At 64.9% G+C, this 24,450-nt stretch carries 26 protein-coding genes; 24 read left to right on the top strand and 2 right to left on the bottom strand.

Annotated elements, in window-relative coordinates; genetic code table 11:
• The first annotated feature begins 19 nt into the window (after nt 1-19).
• Genes OU994_RS18110 through OU994_RS18100 form a run of 3 tightly spaced genes read left to right on the top strand, consistent with a single transcriptional unit; the run spans nt 20 to nt 1,630 of the window.
• On the top strand, nt 20-694 hold the full coding sequence (locus OU994_RS18110) for a RyR domain-containing protein (RefSeq protein WP_281607028.1): 675 nt from the start codon (nt 20-22) through the stop codon (nt 692-694).
• A gap of 58 nt (nt 695-752) precedes the next feature.
• Nucleotides 753-1,250 (top strand): hypothetical protein, encoded by a 498-nt coding sequence (locus OU994_RS18105; protein WP_281607027.1) that lies wholly within the window; start codon nt 753-755, stop codon nt 1,248-1,250.
• Nucleotides 1,247-1,630 (top strand): hypothetical protein, encoded by a 384-nt coding sequence (locus tag OU994_RS18100; RefSeq protein WP_281607026.1) that lies wholly within the window; start codon nt 1,247-1,249, stop codon nt 1,628-1,630. The genes OU994_RS18105 and OU994_RS18100 overlap by 4 nt, the downstream gene beginning before the upstream one ends.
• Nucleotides 1,631-1,785: 155 nt before the next feature.
• Here the strand turns inward: OU994_RS18100 and OU994_RS18095 are convergent, their stop codons facing one another.
• The gene (locus tag OU994_RS18095) at nt 1,786-1,986 is read right to left on the bottom strand and encodes a hypothetical protein (RefSeq protein WP_281607025.1); all 201 of its coding nucleotides are present in this window, start codon (nt 1,984-1,986) and stop codon (nt 1,786-1,788) included.
• A 252-nt stretch (nt 1,987-2,238) separates the two neighbouring features.
• Between OU994_RS18095 and OU994_RS18090 the strand changes: the two genes are divergently transcribed.
• From OU994_RS18090 to OU994_RS17995, 20 genes are all read left to right on the top strand, one after another.
• Nucleotides 2,239-2,667 (top strand): hypothetical protein, encoded by a 429-nt coding sequence (locus OU994_RS18090; protein WP_281607024.1) that lies wholly within the window; start codon nt 2,239-2,241, stop codon nt 2,665-2,667.
• Nucleotides 2,654-4,177 (top strand): hypothetical protein, encoded by a 1,524-nt coding sequence (locus tag OU994_RS18085; protein WP_281607023.1) that lies wholly within the window; start codon nt 2,654-2,656, stop codon nt 4,175-4,177. The genes OU994_RS18090 and OU994_RS18085 overlap by 14 nt, the downstream gene beginning before the upstream one ends.
• 6 nt (nt 4,178-4,183) lie before the next feature.
• Nucleotides 4,184-6,304, top strand: coding sequence for a portal protein (locus OU994_RS18080; RefSeq protein WP_281607022.1), 2,121 nt, complete (start codon nt 4,184-4,186; stop codon nt 6,302-6,304).
• On the top strand, nt 6,301-8,226 hold the full coding sequence (locus OU994_RS18075) for a GDSL-type esterase/lipase family protein (RefSeq protein ID WP_281607021.1): 1,926 nt from the start codon (nt 6,301-6,303) through the stop codon (nt 8,224-8,226). The genes OU994_RS18080 and OU994_RS18075 overlap by 4 nt, the downstream gene beginning before the upstream one ends.
• Complete coding sequence (locus OU994_RS18070) at nt 8,223-8,510, top strand: hypothetical protein (protein WP_281607020.1); 288 nt, start codon at nt 8,223-8,225, stop codon at nt 8,508-8,510. Before OU994_RS18075 ends, OU994_RS18070 begins: the two co-directional genes overlap by 4 nt.
• A 26-nt stretch (nt 8,511-8,536) precedes the next feature.
• On the top strand, nt 8,537-9,409 hold the full coding sequence (locus tag OU994_RS18065; RefSeq protein WP_281607019.1) for a hypothetical protein: 873 nt from the start codon (nt 8,537-8,539) through the stop codon (nt 9,407-9,409).
• 11 nt (nt 9,410-9,420) lie between these two features.
• Nucleotides 9,421-10,632 (top strand): P22 phage major capsid protein family protein, encoded by a 1,212-nt coding sequence (locus OU994_RS18060; protein ID WP_281607018.1) that lies wholly within the window; start codon nt 9,421-9,423, stop codon nt 10,630-10,632.
• Between the two features lie 57 nt (nt 10,633-10,689).
• Nucleotides 10,690-10,893 (top strand): hypothetical protein, encoded by a 204-nt coding sequence (locus OU994_RS18055; RefSeq protein WP_281607017.1) that lies wholly within the window; start codon nt 10,690-10,692, stop codon nt 10,891-10,893.
• Nucleotides 10,890-11,531, top strand: a complete 642-nt coding sequence (locus tag OU994_RS18050; RefSeq protein WP_281607016.1) for a hypothetical protein — start codon at nt 10,890-10,892, stop codon at nt 11,529-11,531. The genes OU994_RS18055 and OU994_RS18050 overlap by 4 nt, the downstream gene beginning before the upstream one ends.
• Nucleotides 11,531-12,919, top strand: a complete 1,389-nt coding sequence (locus tag OU994_RS18045) for a hypothetical protein (protein WP_281607015.1) — start codon at nt 11,531-11,533, stop codon at nt 12,917-12,919. Before OU994_RS18050 ends, OU994_RS18045 begins: the two co-directional genes overlap by 1 nt.
• A complete protein-coding gene (locus OU994_RS18040) occupies nt 12,919-13,329 on the top strand; it encodes a hypothetical protein (protein ID WP_281607014.1) in 411 nt (136 codons plus the stop codon). Before OU994_RS18045 ends, OU994_RS18040 begins: the two co-directional genes overlap by 1 nt.
• Nucleotides 13,329-14,891 (top strand): hypothetical protein, encoded by a 1,563-nt coding sequence (locus tag OU994_RS18035; protein ID WP_281607013.1) that lies wholly within the window; start codon nt 13,329-13,331, stop codon nt 14,889-14,891. Before OU994_RS18040 ends, OU994_RS18035 begins: the two co-directional genes overlap by 1 nt.
• Nucleotides 14,891-15,316 (top strand): hypothetical protein, encoded by a 426-nt coding sequence (locus tag OU994_RS18030; RefSeq protein WP_281607012.1) that lies wholly within the window; start codon nt 14,891-14,893, stop codon nt 15,314-15,316. The genes OU994_RS18035 and OU994_RS18030 overlap by 1 nt, the downstream gene beginning before the upstream one ends.
• A gap of 7 nt (nt 15,317-15,323) precedes the next feature.
• Nucleotides 15,324-17,243 (top strand): hypothetical protein, encoded by a 1,920-nt coding sequence (locus OU994_RS18025; protein ID WP_281607011.1) that lies wholly within the window; start codon nt 15,324-15,326, stop codon nt 17,241-17,243.
• 20 nt (nt 17,244-17,263) lie between these two features.
• Entirely contained in the window at nt 17,264-18,556 is a 1,293-nt protein-coding gene (locus OU994_RS18020; RefSeq protein WP_281607010.1) for a hypothetical protein, read from the top strand.
• Nucleotides 18,556-20,691, top strand: coding sequence for a hypothetical protein (locus OU994_RS18015; RefSeq protein ID WP_281607009.1), 2,136 nt, complete (start codon nt 18,556-18,558; stop codon nt 20,689-20,691). Before OU994_RS18020 ends, OU994_RS18015 begins: the two co-directional genes overlap by 1 nt.
• Before the next feature lie 144 nt (nt 20,692-20,835).
• On the top strand, nt 20,836-21,261 hold the full coding sequence (locus OU994_RS18010; protein WP_281607008.1) for a hypothetical protein: 426 nt from the start codon (nt 20,836-20,838) through the stop codon (nt 21,259-21,261).
• Nucleotides 21,261-21,896 carry a glycoside hydrolase family 19 protein gene (locus OU994_RS18005; RefSeq protein WP_281607007.1) on the top strand — a complete coding sequence of 212 codons (636 nt, stop codon included), beginning with the start codon at nt 21,261-21,263 and terminating at the stop codon, nt 21,894-21,896. The genes OU994_RS18010 and OU994_RS18005 overlap by 1 nt, the downstream gene beginning before the upstream one ends.
• Nucleotides 21,893-22,249 (top strand): hypothetical protein, encoded by a 357-nt coding sequence (locus OU994_RS18000; RefSeq protein WP_281607006.1) that lies wholly within the window; start codon nt 21,893-21,895, stop codon nt 22,247-22,249. The genes OU994_RS18005 and OU994_RS18000 overlap by 4 nt, the downstream gene beginning before the upstream one ends.
• 145 nt (nt 22,250-22,394) lie before the next feature.
• On the top strand, nt 22,395-22,790 hold the full coding sequence (locus tag OU994_RS17995) for a hypothetical protein (protein WP_281607005.1): 396 nt from the start codon (nt 22,395-22,397) through the stop codon (nt 22,788-22,790).
• Nucleotides 22,791-22,807: 17 nt separating this feature from the next.
• On the opposite strand, the gene OU994_RS17990 is transcribed toward OU994_RS17995, so the two are convergent.
• Nucleotides 22,808-23,722, bottom strand: coding sequence for a PEP-CTERM sorting domain-containing protein (locus tag OU994_RS17990; protein WP_281607004.1), 915 nt, complete (start codon nt 23,720-23,722; stop codon nt 22,808-22,810).
• A gap of 340 nt (nt 23,723-24,062) precedes the next feature.
• On the opposite strand from OU994_RS17990, the gene OU994_RS17985 reads away from it, so the two are divergent.
• Nucleotides 24,063-24,227: a hypothetical protein gene (locus tag OU994_RS17985; RefSeq protein ID WP_281607003.1), complete on the top strand. Its 165-nt coding sequence runs from the start codon at nt 24,063-24,065 to the stop codon at nt 24,225-24,227.
• The last annotated feature ends 223 nt before the right edge of the window (nt 24,228-24,450 follow it).

Raw genomic sequence — 24,450 nt, 5'->3', positions numbered from 1 at the left:
CACCAACGCAAGGAGCACCATGAGCACCACCCACATCACCCCGACCGTCGGCCGGATCGTCTGGTTCTACCCCGCTTCGAATGCCGAGTCTTCCGGTTTTTCGCCGGCGGAAGAGGGCCAGCCACTGGCCGCGATCATCACGCGTGTCGTCGACGAGGCGATCAGCGGCGTGCATCTCGCTGTGTTCGACGCCAACGGTGTGTCGCATCCGACGCCGTACGTGCAGTTGCTGCAGGAGGGTGAAGAAGCACCGCCCAGCGGCCGCTACGCCACGTGGATGCCGTACCAGGTCGGCCAGGCGAAAAAGCACGCGGCGACGCCCGTGGGCGTGGCCGACGAACTGCAGGGAGCGCGTGCGCGGATCGACCGCATCGCCCGGGTAGCGCATGAGGTCAACCGCGCTTACTGCCAGGCGCTGGGCGACAGCAGCCAGCCAGCGTGGGAAGACGCTCCCGAATGGCAGCGCGTATCCGCACGCATGGGCGTCGACCTGCATCTGTCCGGCGATTTTGGCCCCGAGGCCAGTCACATCGCCTGGATGCGCCAGAAGATCGACGAAGGCTGGACCTACGGCCCTGAGAAAAATCCCGAGCTGAAGCAGCACCATTGCCTGGTGCCGTTCGACCAGCTGCCACGCGAGCAGCAGGCCAAGGACTACCTGTTCCGCGGCGTCGTGCACGCGCTGCGCGGCTGACCCAGCACCACAGCCCGGCCCCGCGCCGGGCGCCACAACAACAAGGAGAACCGAACCCATGAACATCCTGGCCATCGACATCGGCACCACCACCGGCTGGGCCCGCTGCACCCGCGACGGCACCGTGCACAGCGGCAGCGCATCGTTCGCCCCGCGCCGCACCGAGGCGGCCGGCCAGCGCTGGCTCAAGTTCCGCCAGTTCCTCGCCGAGCAGCGCGTAGCCAGCGGTACCGACATCCACGCGGTCTACTACGAGGACGTCAAGCAGCACGCCGGCACCCTGGCCGCCCACGTGTACGGCGGCTTCCTGGCGATGCTGGAAATGTGGTGCGCAGCGAACAACGTGCCGCTGCGCCCGGTGGGCGTCGGCCAGGTCAAGAAGCACTGGACCGGCAAGGGCAACGCCGACAAGACCGCGATGATGGACACAGCCCGGGCCCGCGGCTTCAAGGTGGTCGACAGCAACCAAGCTGACGCGCTGGCCATCCTGTCGCTCGCGCAGCAGCTGGAGCACGTGAAGGGCGCAGCAATCGCTCCGGAGCGGGAGGCAGCTTGACGGAACGCCGCGACATCGGCTCTCGCCTGGAGAACTGGGCGCGCGTCTACCGCGTTACGCACCGCGCCGGCATCAGCCCCACCGCGGCATTCTGCGACCACCTGCGCCGTGAGGCCCTGGGCGAGGGCGCCAGTCCGGAGCGCCACGGGCCCGACGAGGCCGACGCCAGCGCGATCGAGGCCGGCATGCAGCACCTGGCCACCCGCGATCGGCTGCTGCTGTACTGGTGCTACATCCAGCAGGCCCACCCGGGCGAGGTCTGCCGCAAATTGGCGATCGCGCACCGGCCGGCTACCGTTTTCGTCAACGCCTTCCGGGATGCGCAGCGCGCGATCGAGGCTATTGTCGAGCGAAACAACACTCGTGAAATTCCTGAGTGAAATATCTTGACGGCAAGCCTAGCTCTACAGTAAATTCCGATTCACAACTTATTTCCATCCCTCAAGATGCGTATCCGGGTGCCAGAATGGCAGCCCCCGGCGTCTTCAGGGAGAACTAGAGGCCCCGCGATCAGTGATGACGCGGGGCTTTTTGCTTACTCGGCCGCTTGGTCTGCTCGAATGACTTCGGCGACTCGCTTCAACTCTTTCGCCGCTCGCAGAATGTACGTGTCGAGATTCTCCCGCCTCCATTGCCGCCTTGCTTCGCCATCGAGACCGTCCGGGACATCCTGCCCGAGCCAATTCGATGCCAGCGCGCGTGCTTCGGCGGCGAAAAGCAATTCGTTGAAATCCATGATTCTCCCTTGTTGAGTTGTAGGAAGCTCAACGATAACACGCGTTGCGAATAGGCAAACCATGCAGCTATCCCGCGATCCCCGGAGCATCTGGGCAATGGTGTTGATCGAGCTCGAGCGCACGCGCATCGCCGCCGTCCAGGCGCCGCCGCGCATCGAACACCACGTGTCTCCTCGCCCTGCGTAACGACCAGGGCACTTCGGCCCGGCCGCGCCAGGAAGCGCGCCGGGCCATTTTTTTGACAGATCACCATGACCGCATCCATCTACGACCCGGAGCTGGCCGCCAGCTTCTGCGCGGCGATGGCATCCACCACGGACAGCATCGCCACGATCTGCAAGCGCAAGGGCATGCCTAGCAAGGCGACGGTCTTCCGCTGGAAGGCAGAGCACCCGCTGTTCGCGGCAATGTACGACGCGGCCAAGAGCGCGCAAATCGACACGCAGTTCGATGAGATCGTTGAGATCGCCGACAACTGCAAGACCGACAAGGACGCGGTGGCCAAGGCCAAGCTGCGCATCTACGCCCGCATCGAGGCGGCGCAGCGCCTGAAGCCGAAGCAGTACGGCATCAAGGTGGCGCACGGCGGTACCGACGACCTGCCGGCGATGAAGACCGAATCGACGCTCACCATCACCGCCGAAGAGGCCTACAAGAGGATGCTCGATGGCGGCGCCTGACTGGTTCGACTTCAAGGCACCGGACTACGAGCGCGTCTACCAGGTGCGCGCTGAGCGCCTGCAGCGGATCCGCACGGAACCCGGCCTGGTGGCCGGCCTGAAGGAGCACTATAAGTCCAACCCGGTCGACTTCATCAACGACTGGGGCATGACGTTCGATCCGCGGAATGCCGAGATCGGGCTGCCGACCATCATCCCGTTCATGCTGTTCCCGAAGCAGGAAGAGTTCGTCACCTGGGTACGCGAGCGCTGGCTGGGCCGCGAGGATGGGCTGGCGGAGAAGTCGCGCGACATGGGCATTTCCTGGCTGTGCGTCGGCATCGCGGTGTGGATGTGGACGTTCTACCCGGGCGTGGTGATCGGCTTCGGTAGCCGCAAGGAGGAATACGTCGACAAGCTGGGCGACCCGAAGTCGCTCTTCTGGAAGGTTCGCCAGTTCATCGCGCTGCTGCCGGCCGAGTTCCGCCCGAAGGGATACGTCGAGAAGCAGCACGCGCCGCACATGCGGATCCTGAATCCGGAGACCGGCGCCGCGATCGTGGGCGAGGCCGGCGACAACATCGGCCGCGGTAACCGCACATCGATCTACTTCAAGGACGAATCGGCCTTCTACGAGCGACCGGACGCCATCGATGCCGCGCTGTCGCAGACTTCGAACTGCAAGATCGACCTGTCCACCGTGAACGGCAACGGCAATCCGTTCTACCGGAAGCGGCACGGCGGCAAGATCAAGGTCTTCACCTTCCACTGGCGCCAGGATCCGCGCAAGGACGACGCCTGGTACCAGAAGCAGCGCGAATCGCTGGATCCGGTGATCGTGGCACAGGAAATCGACATCGATTACAACGCCTCGACGTCCGATGCCTGGATCGTTGGTGACCTGATCGCCACCGCGCAGCGCAATGGCCCGGCCGACGTCGAGCCGATCGGCACCTGGAGCATTGGCGTCGACGCGGCGCACTTCGGTGATGACGAAAGCGTGATCCACAAGCGGCGCGGCCGGCTGAACCTGGCGCAGGTATCGCGCCGCGGCCTGGATGGTCTGGGCCTGGCAGCCGTGGTCACGTCCGAATGCGACGACCTGGTCGCGGCCGGCGGCGAAATCGGCGTGATCGTGATCGAGCTCGATGGCCCGGGCGTGTCGTGTTTCGACCAGCTCAAGGCCGGCAAGTATGCGAGCAAGGTCCAGGGCGTGCACACCGGCGCCCGGCTGTCCGACGGCAAGAACTACAACATCAAGGCGCGCATCTGGCGCGATGCGCGCGACTACCTGGTCGACGGGCCGGTGTCGATGCCGAACTGTGGCGAGCTCCGTTCGCAGCTGGCATCGGTCAAGTACAAGTACAAGGATGGGCTGCTGCTGATGCAGTCGAAGAAGGAATACAAGGCCGTGTACGGCAAGTCGCCCGACCGGGCCGATGCCTTCGTGCTCACGTTCGCCCGGGCTCCCGTGGCCGCCCGCTCTAAACCGAAACAACCTGCCGCCACTCCCGGGGGCTGGATGGGATAACCGAATATGGCAAGCAAAGACGAAGACCTCCTGACCGAGGCGCGGAAGGTGTTCGCCCGCGCGCAGGAGCGTGAGCAGGAAAACCGCGACAACTGGCTCGCCGACGTGAAGTTCGCCAGGCTGGGCGAGCAGTGGCCCGAGGCGATCCGGAAACAGCGCGCCGACGAAGGCCGCCCGTGCCTGACCCTGAACCGGCTGCCGGCGTTCATCCGCCAGGTGACGAACGACGCCCGGCAAAACACGCCATCCATCAAGTACCACCCGGTGGGCGACGGTGCCGACCAGGCCACCGCCAAGGTGTACGACGGCGTCACGCGCAACATCGAGTACACGTCGGATGCCGACGTGGCCTACGACAACGCGCTGGAGAACGCCGTTACCGGCGGTTTCGGCTACTTCCGGGTGATCACGGACTATGCCGGCGACGACGTGTTCGAGCAGGACATCAAGATCGAGCCGATTCGCAACCCGCTGACCGTCTACGGCGATCCCGACGACATGGGCGCCGATTCGTCCGGCTGGAACAAGGCCTTCATCGCCGAGATGATGCCGAAGGACGAGTTCGAGGCGAAGTGGCCAGACGCCGAGATCTCCGACTTCGAAACTGATGGCCAGGACAAGCAGGACTGGTTCACCGAAGACCAGGTGCGCGTCGCCGAGTACTGGAAGCGCGAGGAAGTGCCGGCCACCTTGGTGAAACTGTCGAATGGCGTGGTGATGCTGCAGGACCGCTACGAGGATCCGGAGACGAAGGCGCTGTTCGACGCTTACCAGGTGACGGTCGTCGACCAGAGGCCGACCCGCACGATGAAGGTGACGCAATACCTCATCACCGGTAGCGCGGTGCTGGAAACGAACGCCTGGGCCGGGAAATACATCCCGATCATCCCGGTCTACGGCGATGAGGTGATCGTCGAGGGCAAGCGGCACCTGCTGTCCCTGGTGCGTTTCGCCAAGGACCCGCAGATGATGTTCAACTTCTGGCGCACGGCCAGCACGGAGCTTGTGGCCCTGGCGCCGAAAGCACCGTTCGTGGGCGCGGTAGGGCAGTTCGTGACCGACGCGCACAAGTGGAACACGGCCAACACGGCGACTCACCCGTACATCGAGTATGACGCGGTCGACGTCAACGGCCAGCCGAGCCCGCCGCCGCAGCGCCAACCTTTTGCGGGCCCGCCCGCCGGTGCGCTGCAGGAGGCCATGAATGCTTCCGACGATATGAAATCGATCATGGGGCTGTTCGACGCCTCCCTGGGCGCCCAGTCGAACGAGACGTCGGGCCGCGCGATTCTGGCACGCCAGCGCGAGGGCGACGTGAGCACGTTCAACTTCACGGACAACCTGTCCCGGGCCATCCGGCACGCCGGCCGCATCTTGGCCGACCTGATCCCGAAGGTCTATTCGGGCCCACGAATGATGCGGATCATCCACGAGGACGGCACCAACGAGACGGTGGCCGTGAACGGCGCCCAGCCGCCGCAACAGCAGGATCCGCAGGAGCAGGCGGACGCCCAGGCAGTCATGCGCTCGTTCGATCTCAAGGCCGGCAAGTACGACGTCACGTGCGAGGCGGGCCCGAGCTACACGACGAAGAGGGAGGAAGCCGCGGCGCAAATGATCGAGTACATCCGTGCGAACCCGCAAGCGGCACCGCTGATCGGCGATCTGCTGGCCAAGAACCTGGACTGGCCTGGTGCCGACGAAATCGCCGAGCGCCTGAAGAAGATGCTGCCGCCGCAGCTGCAAGGACAGGACCCGCAGGCGCAAGGCGCGCAGCAGCAGATGCAGCAGATGGCACAGCAGATCCAGCAGCTGGGCCAGCAGCTCCAAGCGGCCGAGCAGGATCACTCGATGGACGTCGAGAAGATCAAGAACGACCGCGAAAAGCTGCGAATCGAAGCATTCAAGGCCGAGACCGACCGCCTGCAGGCCATTGCGCCGGCCGCCGCGGCGATCGACCCGGCCGCCGTACAGATGATTGTTCAGCAGGTGCTGCAGCAGGTCATGCGCAGCCCTGATATCGCCCCGCCGGCCCAGCCCATGCCGGCACAAGAGCAGCCAGTTTCCCAGCCCATGAACCCCGCGCCCCAGGTAATGGGCGCACAACAAGAAGGAATGCAGCAATGACGACTTTCACGACCGGCGCCGGCCTCAAATCCGCGCCCCGCGCCGTCCCGCGTGGGGCAATCGTAACGGTGACGCCTGGTTCGGGCGCATCGGCGGTGGTGGAGAGCACGAATGCGAGCGCTGCCGAAGTGGCAAACAACGTGGCCGTGTGGGCAGCCTGGCCGAATGGCATCGTTTCGGGTAAGCCGTCATCCCTCCTGGCGAACGACAGTATCTTCGTGCGGGTGACAGCCAGCGGCGGCGCGGTCTCGTGCGAGATCGACGAAAGCCCCACCGCCCGAACCCTGGCGCCGTTCTTGTCCGACTGGGGCAGTGCATCGGCCAGCTCGTCGTCCGGCTCCGGCGTTTCGGTGGTGAGTCAGCAAGGTCCGCTGCTCTTCCTGGGTGACAGCCTGACGCAGCAGAGTACCGGCCGCGTGCCGATCGATACCGATGGCCGCGCGTGGCACATGGTCACCAACCTGGATTACACGCAACTCGGCGGCAATTCGTGGGAAACGAGCTGGATCAGCTTCTGCCGCATGGATGGCCGGGCGCCGTCCAATGTGACGTTCACGGTCGACACGGACGGCCAGAGGCGCTTGCGCCTGACGATCGGCGGCGATACCGCTGGCGCGTGGGTGGACGTCTCGAAGGGTGGCTTCTACCTGCTGTCGTCCGGCACTTCGCCGTATCAGCTCATGGTCGCCGTGCGCAACGCCGACGGCACGTTCATGACACCGCCGACGGTCGCGGGCAGCGGCGCCGGCACGGTTACGTCGTCGGGCTCCAGCCCGCCCGAGCTGCAGTCGTTCAACCTGACCGGGTACGGCGCCTGGGTAGCCGGCGCGCTGGGCGACACGTTCAGCGATTACGTGATGTGGGGCATCGGCGGCGACTACACGGAAAACCTGCTGTCGCGCATCGATCAGGCCCTGTCTACCGCGAACCCGGCCGCCGTCGCGCTACTGATCGGCACGAACGACCGCCCAGGCACGAGCGCCGCAGTGCTGGCCTCGGTCGGCCGGATCACGGCCATCATCGACCGCTGCCGCGCAACCGGTGTGCCGGTATATGTGGCCGACATCCTGCCGCGAGGGAACGAGACTGACACCATCAAGAAGAACTTGGCGCTCATGTCCTCGCTGGTGGAGCAATACTGCCGCGGCAAGGGCATGGTCCGCTTCTGGTCGGCCTATGACCAGATGGCCGACCCACAAGCTGATGCCGGCGCGCTGCTGACGGCCGCTTACCACACCGACCTGGTGCACCTGATGCCTTTCGGCGGCTACCGCGCGTCGCTGGAACTGGTCCGCATGATCTCGCACGACTTCGGCGTGAACAAGACGCGCAAGGCGCTGCTCGATACCTACGACGCGGCGCTGGGCGTGGGCGCTTGGAACCCGAATCCGAACCTGCGCGGCACGGCCGGCACCATTTCCGCGAACAACCGCGTTACCGGCGTCGTGCCGACCGGCTGGGGAATTACTGGCGGCCTGGGGACTGGAGTGGGGACGCAGACGTGTGTCGGCGCTTTCGAGGCTGATCCGAGCGGCGGGCCGTCGTGGTTCACGATGGAAGTGGCGAACAGTGGCACCAACGACTTCCACCAGCTGTTCCAGAACGGGATCAATTTCCCGGCTGAGGTGGCGGTGGGCGACAAGTTCCGCATCGTGGTCGAGGTGAAGATCTTCGCGGCAACGAACCTGTACCGGCTGCGTGCGCATGCTCACATCAACGGCCTGCTGACCCAGCTGGTAGCGTTCACCGCCTCACGGAATGTGAGCACCTTCACGGCCGAGCAGCCCGCATTGACGTTCGTCTCGGCGCCGATGTCGCGCAACGCTGCCATGACCAGCATTTCGCTGTCGTTCTCGGTGGGCGGCACTGGCAGTTCGTCGGGGAAGGTCGGTATTCGAACCTTCCGGATCGAGCGGGCGTGATGCGTCGCGCCTTCCTGACGCTGCTGCTGGCCGCTTCGGCGGCAGTGGCGGCACCGCCCCAGCCGGACGACACCACCATGGAGCGGGCCCGCGAGCGGTTCGCGGTCTACAGGGAGCAGGGCATCACTGGCGGCGAGCTGGTGATGCGCATGCGGTCGTGGTTCGGCTACGAGTTCGAGGCCCTGCCAGACCCCCGCAATCCCGAAGTGCTGGATCTGTTCATGATCCGGCGCGACAACACCGGCCACGTGACATATCGAGCAATCGTCGGCTCATTCAAATGACGAAACCAGCATAAGGAAATCAATCGATGGACAACCAGGAACAACCCGGCGAGAGCCTGGATTCCGATCTGCCAAACACGGCCGATTCGGATCAACACGACGAACCGAACCCGGCTGACGCCGAGCTGGACGGCGATGACACCGACGGCGGCGACCCGCTCGAGGAAGAAGATGAAATCGAGGTAGACGGGCGCAAGTTCGTCCTGCCGAAGACTGCCGCCGAGAAGATCCGCGCCGGCATGATGAAGGATGCCGACTACACGCAGAAAACGCAGGCTGTAGCGGCGGAGCGCCAGGCCATCGCGGCCGAGCGCGCAGCAGTAGAGCGGCAACGCGAGACGCATCAGCAGTTCATCAAGGACATCGCCAAAGTCGAGGCAATCAACGACCAATTGGCGCAGTACGAGAACGTGGACTGGAACGCACTTCGCCAGAACGACCTGGATGCGTATCTGCAGCACCAGGAGAACCGCCGCGCGCTGGAAGCCCAGCGCAACACCGCAGCAAACGAACTCACGCAAAAACAGCAGCAATTTGCACTGAATGAGCAGCAAGCCCTTGCCAAGCAAGTTCAGGACGCGGATGCGTACGTGCAGCGTGAAATTCCCGGCTGGTCCGAAGAACGGCAGAACCAGGTGAGCCAGTACATGCAGTCGCAGGGCGTGCAGATGAACCCCGTGCTGGCACGGGCGATCGTGCAGAGCCCGGCGCTGCTGAAGCTGGCCCACAAGGCCGAACTGTTCGACCGGCTGGAGAAGAAACAAACCGCGAAACAGCCGGCACCGCCCGTGCCGCCGCCGGCAACTCGAGTAAGCGCTGCCCGCCAGGGTGCGAAGAAAGACCCGGCGCGGATGAGCGACGCCGAGTGGTACGCATCACGCAAACAAACCCGCAAATAGGAACCTGAGAAATGCCAAACGCAATCCTGACCCACCAGATGCTGGCCCGCGAAGCAGCGGCTATGCTGTCCGAGGAAATGAACTTCCTCTCCAACATCAACCGCGGCCGCGAAGAAGAATTCAAGGACCAGCCGAACGGTTACAAGAAGGGCGACTTCGTCGACATCGGCATCCCGCCGGTGCCGACCGTGTTCGATGGCGCAAATTTCGCAAATGGTGGTGCCGCACCTGGCCAGGGTGAGCAGAAAGTGCGCCTGCAGCTGGCTACGCAAAAGCATGTGCCGCTCACCTTTACGGCGAAAGAAAAGGCGCTGTCGATCAGCGACTTCAGGACGCGTTTCCTGAAGCCTGCGATGAACTCGCTGGGATCGGTCGTGCAAGCTGACCTGATCCGGCGCGGCGTGCTGGCGACGCCGAACGTGGTCGGCACGGCCGGTTCGCTGCCGAACACCTTCAAGACGTACGGCTCGGCACGCAGCGTGCTCGAGCGGAACCTGGCCCCGGGCGGTGATCGTACCGTGCTGCTGTCCTCGGATGCCAGCAACGAGCTGGCCGACGCGATCAAGAACCAGCAGAACCCGACCGACACCGGCAACAAGGCGTTCAAGGAAGGCTACATCACCCGCGCGCAGAACTTCGACATGTACGAAAACCAGTCGCTGCCGGTGTTTGCCAACGGAACCGCGGCCGGCTTCACCATCTCGGGTGCCAACCAGACCGGCGATACGCTGAACATCGGCAGCCTGACCGCTGGCCAGACGCTGCTGCGCGGTACGGTGTTCACCATCCCGGGCGTGTTCGGTACGCACCCGGTCCTGGGCGTCTCGAACGGCAAGCTGCGCCAATTCGTCGTGACGGCGGACTTCACCGCGACCGGTGCCACTGGCGCGATCGGCATCTACCCGGCGCTGTCGGTGAGTACCGCCGATGCCGTGGGCACGGTGTCGGCCCTGCCGGCGAACGGTGCTGCAGCGGCACTGGTGGGCGCAGCGAACACCGGCTATCGCCAGCAGCTCGCGTTCCACAAGGACGCATTCACGGCCGCGTTCGCGCCGCTGCCGATCCTGGCCTCGTGCGAGGGCTACACCGCGAGCCTGGACGGCTTCTCGGTGCGTGTCATGACCTTCGGTAACGGCCAGACCGACACCGAATCGACCCGTATCGACGTGCTGTACGGCTTCGCAGCGGTTCGACCGGACCACGCTTGCCGCGTCACCGAGTAACCAATCGCAAACCCCACAAACCCCGCTTCGGCGGGGTTTTTCTTTTATGGAGCCGTCATGGAATTTCAGGAGTACCCGAAAGCGCTGTACATCGGCGATCTGCTGTGCGTCGTGATGGATGCCGCCGGCGAGCAGCGTGCGCGCGGCGAAGGGTTCCGCGACTGGCATGAAGCGCAGACGCCCGCTATCGATGCGCCGACCGAAGCAGCTGACGAGGTGTCGGCGCCAGGCAAGCGCAAACCCGCGCGCAAGGCCGCATGATGCAGACCTATGCCGAACTGAAAGCCGCGATCATCGATCGCTCGCACCGAAAAGACCTGGCCGCGCGCGTGCCGGGCTTCATCCGCAACGCGGAACTCGAAATTCACCGGCGCCTGACTGCCTTCCCGAAAGAGGTCGAGGCGCCTCTTACCCTGGTCGCCGGCGACCGCTTCATCGACCTGCCGGCCGGCTACGGTTCGCCGCTGGCCATGTGGCGAACAGCTGGCGGCGAGCGCTGCGATGTCGTGATGACGACCGCTGTGCAGCTCCCTGCCAGCACCACGGCAGGCCCGCCGGCCTGTTGGGCTGTCAACGGCGCCAAGCTGGCGTTCGACAAGCCCGCTGACGTGCCGTACATCCTGGTGTTCCGGTACCTGCAAACCGTATTTCTGTCCGATGACGCGCCGACCAACGAACTGTTCGCGCGCTCGCCGGACCTGTTTTTCTATGGAGCCCTGGTCGAGCTGGCGGACTTCTGCCGCGACGACCGCAATCTGTCCGTGTATGCCCAGCGCTTCGCTGGTCTGCTGCGCAGCGTAGCGGCGGAGGCCGCACGCAGCAACGCGGTGCCGCTGCGCACGGAGATCGCTGCTGCGCTGGGCGCACGCGGCTCCTACAACCGACACGGAGTTTTCTGATGCCAGTCGAATCTGGATCGTTTATCGATGATCTGAACCCTGCATATCCAACTGCTGGGGATCCCAAGAACGAAGGTGATGACCACCTGCGCCTGCTGAAAGCGCTACTGAAGGCCACGTTCCCGAACATCGACGGCGCGATCGCCGCGACTGACGAGGAATTGAGCAAGCTGTCCGGCCTGCTCGCCAGCACGGCCGAACTGAACATTCTCGACGGTGTGACAGCCAACGCCGCGGAGCTGAACATTCTCGACGGCGCCACGCTGACGACGGCCGAACTGAACCACGTGGACGGCGTCACGTCGCCGATCCAGGCGCAGTTGAACGCGAAAGCGCCGCTGTCTTCGCCCGTATTCACCGACGTGCCACGAGCACCGACCGCGCCACCGAACACGAACACCACGCAGATCGCGACGACCGCGTTCGTCACGCAGCAAGCATTCTTCGCCTCACTCCCGGCGATGGCTGGCAAGAATGGCCGCTTTCTGTGCACGCCGGACGGCATAAACGCCACCTGGGAGCAGGCGCCGAACCAGATGATCCGACAGTGGAAGAACGCGAACTACATGGTCGCATTCGCCGATCGGGCGAGCATCATCGACTGCACCGGCAACATCACGCTCTCCTTCGATGCGATGGCCACGCTGGGCAGCGGCTGGTTTGTGTACGTGCGCAATGCCGACCTGGGCAACGTCAACATCCCATCGTCGGACGGCGTTACCAACTGGATCATGTATCCGGGCGAGGTGCGGCTGTTCCAGTGCGACGGCTCCCAGCTGCGCTCGGTGGTGCTGCGGCCTTTCTACAAGGTGTTCACGTCCGCGGGCAACTTCATCAAGCCACCGGGCTACGACACGTTCGAGGGCATCCTGTGGGGCGCCGGGCAGTCGGGCAACAAGAGCAGCGCTGGCGCCCCTGCGAGCGGCGGCGCGGGCGCAGGCGGCGCGCCCTTCAATATTCCGGCGAGCCGGCTGGCCGCTTCGGAAGCTGTTGTCATCGGCGCCGGCGGCGTGCCAAAAGCCACCAGCGGCGCGGGAAATGCCGGCGGGGATTCAACGTTCGCCGGGATTGTCGCCTACGGCGGGAGCGGTAACGCAGGCGGTACGGCGTACTACGCAAATAACACCGGTGACAACACGACGCGCGGCGGCAGTGGCTCATCCAACAGCCCGAGCGCAGCAGTATATGGAGCGGCTGGCGGACAAGGCATTTCAAGCGACATCCCGGTTCCAATGCCGGGGTCGACATTCGGCGGCGCCGGTGGTGTCGCATCCCTCACTGGCAATGGGGGTGATGGCGCAGCACCAGGCGGCGGTGGCGGTGCGACGCAAACCGGTGCGCAATCTGGCGCCGGTGCGCGCGGGGAACTTCGAATTTGGGGGCAGTAATGGCACGCTACGCAATTATCCGCAACGGCATGGTCGACAACATCGTGGAGGCCGACGAGGAATTCGCCACGGCTGAAGGCTGGATCGAGGCAACCGGCAGCGCCGCGATCGGCGCGGGCTACGCGGACGGCAAGTTCGTGCCGCCGCCGGCCGCCGTGGCCGTGCCGGAAGTGATTCCGATGCTGAACGCGCACCTGGTGATGATCTCGGAAGGCCGGATGCCGCTGGTGCGCCAGCATATCGCCGCGATCGCCGATCCCATTCGCCGCGCGCGGGCCGAAGCCTTCCTCGACCAGGCCCTGACTATGCAGCGCGACCACGAGCTGGTGCGCACGATCACTCAGGCGCTCGGCAAGACTGAGGCCGAGGTCGACGCCTTGTTCGTCGCCGCTGCCGCGCTGGAGGTCTGATGCTGGCCCGCATTCCGACGTGCGGCGCCGCCGGTGTCGTCAAGGACCTGTCGCAGCACGATCTTCCAATCAACGTGTGGTCCGATGCGCGGAACGTCCGCTTCATGAACGGCTCGGCGATGTCGTTCTTCGGCCACTCGTCCGTGTTCGGCGAAACGTCCGTGGTGCCGTACCACCTGCTGCCGGTGACGATCAGCGGTGTGCGGTACTGGATCTATTGCGGGCTGAAGAAGGTGTACGCGGTCACGTCGGCCGCTGGCCTTACCACGCACACGAACCTGACGCCGCAGACAGCGGGCGTCGATATCGACCTGACCGGCCAGCCGAACACCTGGACTTCGACGGTGATCGGCGGCATCCCGATCGTGAACCCCGGCCAGGGCAGCCCGCCGCTGTACTGGGACGGCAAGACGACGAGCCGGCTGAAAACGGTAGTCGCATGGCCCTCGACCATGACGTGCAAGGTGCTGCGCTCCTTCAAGGGGTTTCTGGTCGCGCTGAACATCACGAAAGGCGCGAGCAAATACCCGTACATGGTGAAGTGGAGCTCGCCGGCGGCACCGGGTGCACTGCCGTCATCGTGGAACGAGCTCGATCCGACTATCGAGGCGGGCGACATTGACCTCGCCGAGGGTAACGACGTGATCGTCGACGGCCTGCAGCTGCGCGATAGCTTCATGATCTACAAGGAGCGCTCGATCTGGCGCATGGACTACATCGGCGTGCCGAACGTGTTCAGCTTCCAGCAGGTACTGGGCACCTCGGGCGCCATGAACCGGAACTGCATCGTCGAGGTGGACGGCTGGCACTTCGTGCTGACCGGTTCCGACGTCATCGTGCACGACGGCCAGTCGGCCAAGTCCGTGCTGGATCGCAAGTCTCGCCGGCACCTGTTCCAGAGCATCGACGTCAACGGCTTCGGCCTGTGCTTCGTGTTCAAGTCGACCTTCACGAACGAGGTGTTTGTCTGCTACCCGCGCGTCGGCAGCACGGTATGCGATGAGGCCATGGTCTGGAACTACGTCGACCAAACCGTGACGTTCAAGGACATCCCGAACCTGCATCACGCCGAATGCGGCCCCGCGCCGAGCGGCCTGGTGCAAACGTGGGACTCCGATTCGGCGCCCTGGGCGTCGGATTCGAGCCTGTGGGGTGGCCCGGACCTGGCGCCGGACAGCGAGCGCGTGCTGATGGCGCCGGCAACGCCGGAAATCCTGATGCTCGACTCGTCGGCCGCGCAGGACGGCGAGCAGGTGGCGTTCTACCTGGAGCGCCGGGGCCTGCCGCTGGACGCGCCCGAGCAGATGAAACTGATCAAGGGCATCCGCCCGCGCATCTACGGCAACGCCGGCGAAACGGTGATCATTCGCGTCGGCGGCCAGGACGATCCATGGGGCGAGCCGGACTGGGGCGACCCGGTGCCGTTCGTGATCGGCGAGGACGTGGCGGCTGACTGCTTCGTGAGCGGCCGATACGTGGCAATCCGGTTCGAGAGCGGCACGGCGTTCGAAGTGCGGCTCGATTCCTACGATATCGAATACGAAATGATGGGGGGCTGGTAATGCAACAGCGATCGAGCAGCGCGCCGATGTTTACGGCCTCGCAGGCGCCCTCGGGTGCTGACCGGGTGCTGGCGGCCTACATAGACGCGGCACTCCGGCAGATCAGCGCCGTCCTGCAGCAGGTGGCGTTGGGGCACCTGGACCCGACGTATGTGGCGCCACCGAAGCCGCGCGACGGTGACTTCCGCCTGGCCGATGGCACGCACTGGAACCCTGGCAACGGCCCGGGTTTCTACTTCTACCTGGCCGGCGCGTGGGTACCAATGTTCGCGGCCGGCGGTGGCGCCTTCCGCGCGCCGGCCTACACCGTGGCGCCGGCATCGCCGACCGAGAACGACATTGTCCGCGCCGCGGCGCCCTGGGATCCGGGCAGCGGCGATGGACTTTATGCCTACCGCGCTGGCGGCTGGCACTTTTTAGGATAGGAAAATCATGGGCTGGCTGAGCAAACTTACCGGGTTCGAAAACCTCTTCAGCAAGAACTTCGCGAAGGACATCTGGAACGACCCGACCCGCCTACTGACCGGCGTGGATCCGCTGTCCACGAAGGCGTGGAACGCCGTTACCGGCAGCGACAACGAAGCACTCGTGAACTATTTCGGCAGCCCTGGGCAGAAGTATTACGACCAGGCCGCGGCCGCCGGCATCGACACGGGCCCGGCATCGCAGTTTCACGGCATCGCCGACACGGTGGCGGGCGCGTATGCCACGGCTGGCCTGGCCGGGGCGATGGGTGGTGGTGCGGCAGGCGCGGCCGGCGGCACGGCAGGTGGCACCGCGGGCGGTGCAGTGGGTGGAGCAACGGGGGGTGGAGGAGCAATGAGCACGATGTTTAACGCGCTCGGTGGCGCACAGGGCTTGGCCGGGCTGGCGGGCGGCATTGCCGGCGCGGCGGGTGGTGGCTCGTCGGGCAGCACGACGAATACCTCGAAAGTCCAACTCGACCCGCGCATGGAAGCGATGTTGTACGGGAACAGCACGACCGCGAGTCCCGGCCTGCTCGGGCTGATCGCCAACCAGGCGTACACGCAGCAGAACCCGAACATGGCGCAGTTCGGCAACCAGTTCCAGAACCTGATCGGCGCCGACGGCTACAACAACTGGGCCAAGTCCAACCAGGCGGCGCAGGGCCTGCAGGGCTCGAACATCAGCGCGCCGCAGATGCAGGCGGCATCGGCGCAGGCGCCGCAATCGCAGTGGGCGTCGGCACAGGCCGCACAGGCGAACATGGGCCAGGCGCCGCTGGCAGCGAACAGCTGGACGAGCGCGGCACAGGTCGGCGCGCCGGCGCAGAACGGCACCAACCTGAACCCGGCGTTCAACAACATGATCTACGGGAACCCGGCCGAAAACGACTACCTCAAACAGTCGATTCAGGGCGGCATCGACCAGAGCATGGCCGCGTTCAAGTCCATGCAGGCTGACGCTACCGACAACCTGACCGAGAAGATCCTGCCGAGCATCCGCGGCAGCTCGATTATGTCCGGCGGCTTCGGCGGAAGCCGGCAGGCGCTGGCTGAGGGCGGCGCGCTTGGCGACTTCTCGAAGCAGATGGCCACGGCCGCGGAGAACTTCGGCCGGGCGAACACAACGGCGGCAGTCGGCGCGCAGGCGCAGGCCTTCGATAACGGTCAGAACCGCGCGCTGTCGGCGATGGGCCAGCTGAACGGCAACCAGTACGGCACAGCCATGCAGAACGCTGGATTCCAGCAGCAGGCGAACCAGCAGAATTCGTCGCAGGGGCTGAACAACAACCAGTTCAACTCGAGCTTGCTGCAGCAGCTGCTGATGGGGAACACCGGCTACCAGCAGCAGGCGAACCTGGCCAACGCTGGCTGGCAGAACCAGAACAACCAGTTCAACGCCGGCCTGCAGCAGCAAACAGGCCTGGCCAACGCCGGATGGCAGCAGCAGGCCAACCAGGCGAACATGCAGTCGCAGCAGAACACGAACCAGCTGAACTCGGCCAACCAGGCGACGGGCATCGGGCTGGCGCAGGGCCTGGGCAATCAGGCGTTCAACTGGGCGCAGGCACAGGAGAATGCTGCGCTCGATCGCTTCGGCCGCGTGGGCGGCCTGCTGGGCCAGTTCAGCGGCCTGGGCCAGACGACGGCTAACACGCAGCCGTACTACACGAACACGGCGGCGAACGTCATGGGCGGCGCATCTGCGGCGCTGGGCCTGTACAACCAGTTTGCCGGGCTGGGCGGCAACAGCGCGCAAAACCTCCGGAACGACTGGGCCGGCGCAAACAGCAACTTCACCGTGGGCGGATCCGGATCAGGCGGCAATTTCAACGTGTCGCCGGGTTCGGCTGGATCGACCTCGTGGCTCTCTAACTTTGGGTTCTAAACATGGCTGGATTACTCGATATGCTGCGCGGCCTGTCGCCGGAGCAAAACGAAGGGCTGCTGGGCATGGCAGCGCAGATGCTGCAAGCCGGTGGGCCGCAGCGCATGCCGGTCAGCTTCGGCCAGGGGCTGGGCGCAGGCTTGCAGGGCTTCAGCCAGGGCAAAAGCGAGGCCGAGCGGCGCAAGCAGGAACAGGAACAGGCCGCGCAAATTGCGGAGATGCGCGGCCTGCAAATCCAGAACAGTCGGTCTGAGATGGCAGCACAGGAAGCGGCGCAGCGGCAGGCGGCCGCGCTGGCCCAGTTCAACCAGCAGTACCACGCGCGTGGGCAGGGTGGCGGCGCATCGCCCCCGCTGCAGCCTGAAAGCCTCCCGAAGCTGGGTGCGCAGCCGCAGATGTCTGTGCCTGGGCAGCAGGTGCCGGCACAGGAAAGCGCGCCGCAGGGCGGGCTGGGCGGCATCTTCACGGAGCGCATGCAATACGCGCAGGCTGCCCGGGCGGCCGGCTACGAAGGCGCGGCCAAGGCGGCGATGGAAGAAGCCCTGAAGTTCATGCCCGAGGTGAAAGAATACAAAAACGTGTACGGGCCGGACGGCAAGGTGTACAGCAAGCCGTACTTCAAGGATGGCTCCAGCGGCGCGCCGATCCCGGCGGAGGTGGCCGAGAAGCTGACCGAAGTGAATACCGGCGGCGGCGTCGACCTGGTCAACCCGTTCACCGCGAAGACTGTGCGCAGCCTCAAGAAGACCATGACGCCAGGCGAGGCCGCATCGAACGCGCTCGGCTGGGCAAACAACCGCATTGCCGGCCAGCGGCTGGACATCGACCGGCAAGAGGCGGCGACGAGGGCTGCAGTTGTGAAGGCCCCGACCGAGTTCCAGGGGAAATCCGCCGCATTCGGCGCGCGTGCGGCTGAGGCCGACAAGATCCTGTCCGGCCTGACCGGCCAATACAGCCCGGGTCGCGTGAACGCCAAGATGTCGGCGCAGGACCTGCCGCTCGTAGGCGGGATTTCGGGGGCGGTGGCCAACAGCCTGCTGTCCGACACCGACCAGCAGGCCGAGCAGGCGCAACGCGACTTCATCAACGCCGTGCTGCGCCAAGAGTCGGGCGCGGCGATCGGCGAGAGCGAATTCCTGAACGCCCGCCGGCAGTACTTCCCGCAGCCGGGCGACTCCGCGGCGACGATCGCGCAGAAGCAGAAGAACCGCGCTCTTGCGGTTCAGGGGCTGAACAACAACGCCGGCCGCGCCGCATTCACGCCGGCCGCAGCGCCCGCCGGTGGCGGCGTCAAATTCCTGGGATTCGAATAATGCCAATCGCTCGTTTTGAAATGCCCGATGGGCGCATCGCCCGCTTCGAGGTGCCGGAAGGCACGACGCCCGAGCAGGCGCAGGCTGCCATCTCGCAGCAGTTGGCGAAAGCCCCGGCCGCGCCGGCCAAGTCCAAGCAATTCGGCGAACAGCTCAACGACTTCGTGGCCGACGCGCCGCGCCAGGTTGGATTGACCGCCCGGCATGCCATCGAGGGTGTCGGCGGCGCCTTCGACGCGCTGGTCGGCAACCCGCTGCGCACGCTGGCCGCACCAATGCTGGGCAACCGGCCGACGGCAGACACCGGCGGAACGCTGGCCGATGCCGCGGGCCTGCCGAAGCCTCAAACGTCCGGCGAACGTGTCGTCGGCGATGCCGCGCGCACGCTGGCCGGCGGCCTGCTGCCGATCGGCGCCGGTGCCGCGCTGGCGAAGGGCGCCACAGGCGTGGCCCAGGGAGTGGGACGCGCCTTGGCCGCCAAGCCTGCCATGCAGCTCGCTTCGGCGGCGGCAGCCGGCACCGCCGGGGGCTACACGCGCGAGACTGGCGGCGACGCGAAGTCGCAGCTGCTGGCCTCGATCGTCGCTGGCGTCGGCGCGCCGATGGCTGCGGGTGCCGCTGGTCGTGCTGCTGGAGCGGCGAAGCGCGCTGTCGCTGGCCGTCCGGTGCCACCACCGCAGCAGATCGAGATCACCATCAACAACGCGCTCCAGCCGTCCGGCCTGTCGCTGGCGTCACTGCCGTCCGACGTGGCCGCAACGATCCGCCGCGACGTGCAGGAGGCGTTCAAGCTGTCCGACAACCTGACGCCTGACGCGGTGCGCCGGCTAGCAGACTACCGCCTGACCGGCACGACACCGACCGCTGCGCGCCTGTCTCTGGACCCGGGCGAGATCACCCGCCAAGAAAACCTGATGAAGCTGGCGGCGAACAGCCGCGACCTGGCCGCGCAGGACCTGGTGCAGACGAAGAACGCGAACAACCGCCAGCTCACGACCGGCCTGAACGGGCTGGGCGCGAACACGGCGGACGATGCCTACGCGGCCGGCGAGCAGATCACCGGTGCCCTGGGTGCGTACGACCAGCGGGCGCGCGGCGTCATCGGCAAGCTGTACGACCGGGCGCGGGACAACTCGGGCCGCAGCGCGCAGCTCGATCCGTCGGCATTCACGCAGCGCGCCGGCAACCTGCTGAACGAGTCGAACGCCGAATCGTTCCTGCCGCCGGACATCCGCAACAAGCTCAATGCGTTCGCTACCGGACAAACGCCGCTGACTGTCGACATTGCAGAGCAGTTCAAGACCAGCATCGGCCGGCTGCAGCGCAACGCATCGGACGGCAACATGCGGCACGCACTGGGCGTCGTGCGCCAGGCGCTGGACGAAACGCCGCTGCAGCAGGGCCAGGAAGTCGGCGCGAGCGCCATGAGCGCGTTCGACCGGGCCCGGCGCGTCAACCGCCAGTACATGCAGATCGTGGAGAAAACGCCCGCCCTGCAGGCTGTGCGCGACCGCATCGAGCCTGACAAGTTCGTCGCCCAGTTCATCGTGGGTGGCGGCAGCAAGAGCAACGTCATGGACGTGGCCAGGCTGAAAACGGCGGTGGCGAAGGATCCGGAAGCGCTGACGGCCATCAAGACGCAGATCGCGGCGCACCTGAAGAACAAGGCGCTGTCGAACGCTGCCGACGAAACCGGCAATTTCAGCCAGTCGGCCTACAACAACGCGCTGAAAGCGATCGGTGACCGGAAGCTGCGCATGTTCTTCCAGCCGGACGAGATTGCCCAGCTCAAGGCCATCGGGCGCGTGGCCAGCTACGAGCAGGTGCAGCCGGCCGGCTCCGCGGTGAACAACTCGAACTCGGCCGGCGCGATCGGCGGCATCCTGGAACGGATCGCAAACAGCTCGCTGATCAGCAAGATTCCGCTGGGCGTCGGCATGGTGCGCGAACCGGTGCAGAACATCGTCATCGGCCAGCAGTCAGGCCGGGCGCTCGATGCGCCGCGCGCGCTGGTGGCGCCGATGTTGCCGGTAGCGCGTGCTCGGGCACTGCCGGTGCTGTCGCCGGCGGCGCTGATGGGCGGTGAATCGGAGGAGCAGCGCAAGCGCCGCCAGGCCGGGCTACTTCTTCCGTGACCACAGCCAATAGTTGATCGCCATGGCAATCGCGGCGCCGAGCTGAATGGGGTCGTAGTGCATGGCGGTCCCTGATGTAGTTTCAACAATTATAGGCCACCTCCGGGTGGCCTTTCCTATTTCTACCCTATGAAAGCCTCTTCCATGAGTCTCGAAACGGCCGGCGGTGCAGCGGCAATCAAATTTTTCGGCGTCGCGGTGCTGACTGCCGCCGGCGCAACTGCGCTCGGGTTCCTGTTCATGTGGCCGCGCACGATCCGCGAGGCATTCGTACGGTTCGCCTCGTCGATCGCGTGCTCGTTCACGTTCGGCCCGCTGCTGGCAATGGCCGTGCACTCGCACTGGCCTGGCCTGTTCACGTCCGCGCGCGAGCTGGGCACGCTGTACGGCGGCGATCCGCTAGCTGGTGTGCTGGTGGCGGCGGCGCCGTTCATGGTGCTGGCCGCGCTGCCGGCGTGGTGGCTGTTGGGCGGCCTGGTGCGCTGGCTGGACAAGCGGCGCGACAAGGATTTGGCGGAGATCGCCACCGATGCAGCAGCCGTAGTCAAAACTGTGCGGGAGGCCCTGTGATGTACATCACCCCTGAACAATTGCTGCGGATCGCACCTGGTGTGGGCCCGGCCGCCGGCATGTACGTGGCCGCCTTGAATTCCGCCATGGACCGGTTCCTGATCAACACGCCGAAGCGGGCCGCACACTTCCTCGCCCAGGTCGTGCACGAGAGCGGCCAGCTCGCGCGCTTCCGCGAGGACCTGAACTACAGCGCGACCAGGCTGCGCGGCGTCTGGCCGAAACGGTTCCTGACCATCCAGATTGCGCAGCTGTACGCGCGCAAGCCCGAGGCGATCGCGAACTACGTGTACGCGAATCGCATGGGCAACGGCGACGAGCGAAGCGGCGACGGCTGGCGTTACCGCGGCGCCGGCTGGATCCAGATCACCGGCCGGAAAAATCACCAGGAGGTGGCCGGCGCGCTGCACGTGCTGGCCGACGTGGGCGACTGGATGTCGACCGTGAACGGCGCGGCGCTGTCGGCGGCGTGGTTCTGGTGGAAAAGCGGGTGCAACCGCTGGGCGGACGTGGGCAACGTCGACGCCATCTCGGACCTGATCAACATCGGGCACCGCACGGAGCGCGTCGGGGATTCGGTCGGCTACGACGCGCGCCAGAACCTGACGAAACACTGCCTGGCGGTGCTGTCGTGAACCCGTGGCTGCTGCTGGGCGCCGGCGCGCTGTGGGTCGCGTCGGCCGCCTGCACGTTCTGGTACGGGACGACCGTCGGCCGCGACGGCGAAGTCGCCAGGCAGGCCAAGCTCGAAAAGGCCATCACCGAAACGCGCAACCTCGCCATGAAAGGGGCAGCAGATGCGATCGCAAAAATCGTGGTCCGGAACACCACCGTGCAGGGCCGGGTCGAAACCATCGTTCGGGACAATCCTGTGTATCGCGATTGCGTGCACAGCCCTGACCAGCTGCGCAACATCAACGAGGCCATCACCGGCCGGGCCGGATCCGCTGGTGGTGGCCGCCTGCCCGGTGCTGACGCCGCTGAATGACCCGTCGTTCGGCGCCACCACGACGAAGCTTGTCCAGGTGGCCGGGCAGTACAACGTGTGCCGGGCTGCCGCGCTGGCCGGGCAGAAGGTAGAGTAGATCGGCCTGATATACTGTACGCGCATACAGTATTTCTCAGAGGTTCGAATGTTCGGCACCAGCCATTCCCTGGGCGGCCCGCCCGCCACCGAAACCACGTCCGGGCTCCCGGTTTCTGTGATCCTGCTGCGCCGCGACGGGCAGCGGATCACCGGTGACGAGTTCCGGGCGGCGGAGCCAGTGGTGGGGCGGATGTTGCTGGGGCCGGCGCAGCGCCACCGCAGCGGCGGCGGCGCCTCGCACATGGCTGAAGTGCTCCGGGCTGGTAGCGTGGCAACCGGATCCGCGTGCAAGCCGCTGTTCAATCCGACGATCGTGCTGACGGATCACCGCGGCTTCGTGCTGAGTGGTTACGAGGTTGCGCTGCAGGATGGTCGGCCGGTGCACGTCGAGCAGGCGTGGCTTGTCCGGCCGCTGATCGCAGCCGAATCAGTAATTAGCTGAATGCCTGCGCGTTACGGTCATCGCACATTGCGCCGCCTGATATAGCCGAGAGACAGAAGTCCGACGCCGAAGATGGCGAGCGCGCCTGGCTCTGGTACCGCTGTCTGCTGACTGACCACGAACGCGCTTGAGCTAGTCAAAAGGCTTATCGTGTACCTGCCCGTCGTCAGCTCAGTGGAAAAACCGGAAAAATCCTGAGTCATTGGTCCCGATGCGCAGTTTGAATTGCCGTTAGTTGAGGCACAGTTAAAGTTGATCTCAGTTGGTGAATAAGTGAACAACGTCACGCCTAATTCATCCGCAATCGTAAAGATATTTGTGATCGTTGCTTGCGCATTTTCACCGAGGGCTGTGGTTGAGGCGAAATACTCAAACTCGTTTGTGAATACGAAACCGATCGTCCCCGCCTCGGTAACTTCCAGCCTATACGAGATCTCCAGATTTGCGTTATTTGTGCCCCCACTCGAGCTTGCCATGCCTTGATTCGTACCTACACGGGCCTCGGCCACATTCTGGACATTCTGAACGCCGCCTGCCGAAAGCGCACTTTGCGCGGACGTAAAGCTGTCAGCGCGGGCACCAACCATTCCAGGATTTATAGAATCCGTTACCCTGCCGAACTGGTTTTGTCCAACAAATTGATTGGGGCCGACCACCGCTTGCAGTGCGTCAGACACCGCCCCCACTGCCACTGGGTCTTGCACTGTTACTCCCTCTGACGGAAAACCATTGTGAGTGAAATTTGCACTGTTTGTTGTATTCCGTGAGCCTGTTCCGAGAGGGCGAATAGCAGCTCCCTCGGTAACGATCCTGAACGACGATAGCTGATTTGTCGCATACGCTATAGCCGTTGCATGCGCAGGAGCCGAGGTGACGGCTCCCATTGAAACCACTGCTGCGCTAATTATTAAGCGAATATTTGTAGCTTTCATTCCGCGCTCCAAGGTTGAGATAGAGGAGATCCCTAGTTTGCGGTGAGTTCGCTACCGGCTGAGCCACCGCACACTCAGTACCGTTGGCGCAGCACTAATCGTGCCAGCTGTGGCAATGCTTGATAATTCAATGGTTTATAGATGCGAGTTAGGCCTATAACGTTGGATATGTAAATTAGTTCGACATAGACTATCGAATATGTATTCGTTACTTTTGAAAATTTGGATTCTGGCGTGGAATTTATTTACCGGGACTTGCGGCTGATAAGGCGCTCTGGGCTTGACGCGCATCAAGCGTGCTCGGGCGCAGGCGCCATACCCTCAGGTAACGGAGGGGACGATGGACAACTATAAACGGATGACGATAGAGCAAGGCGGCGACGCGCTGCGCCGGCTCGCGGACGAGCTTGCGGCGACGCACGCTGCGCCGTTCACCGCGTGCTTTCTTGACGAGCATTGGGATGCGATCGAGAGGGTGCTCGACCGGCTGGTCAATGGAAACTGAGCGCTCCGTACCGCACGAGCTCGACGTCGTCATTCACGCGGCGTCGACGCTCGCCAAGGGGCGAGAGGACACGGGTAGCAACTACAAGGCTGACGCCTGCTTCGTGTAAAAGAGCCGGCGCACGGACTAATCTACCGTCGCTAGCAAAGCGTACAGCCGCCTCGACGAACGCGGCTTTCAGGAAATCTTTTCGACGATCTGGAATCACTACCATAGCCCCAAT

The organism is Pseudoduganella sp. SL102 (assembly GCF_027856995.1).
GTDB lineage: Bacteria > Pseudomonadota > Gammaproteobacteria > Burkholderiales > Burkholderiaceae_D > Rugamonas > Rugamonas albidiflava.
This window is presented reverse-complemented; position numbering and strand designations above follow the sequence as displayed.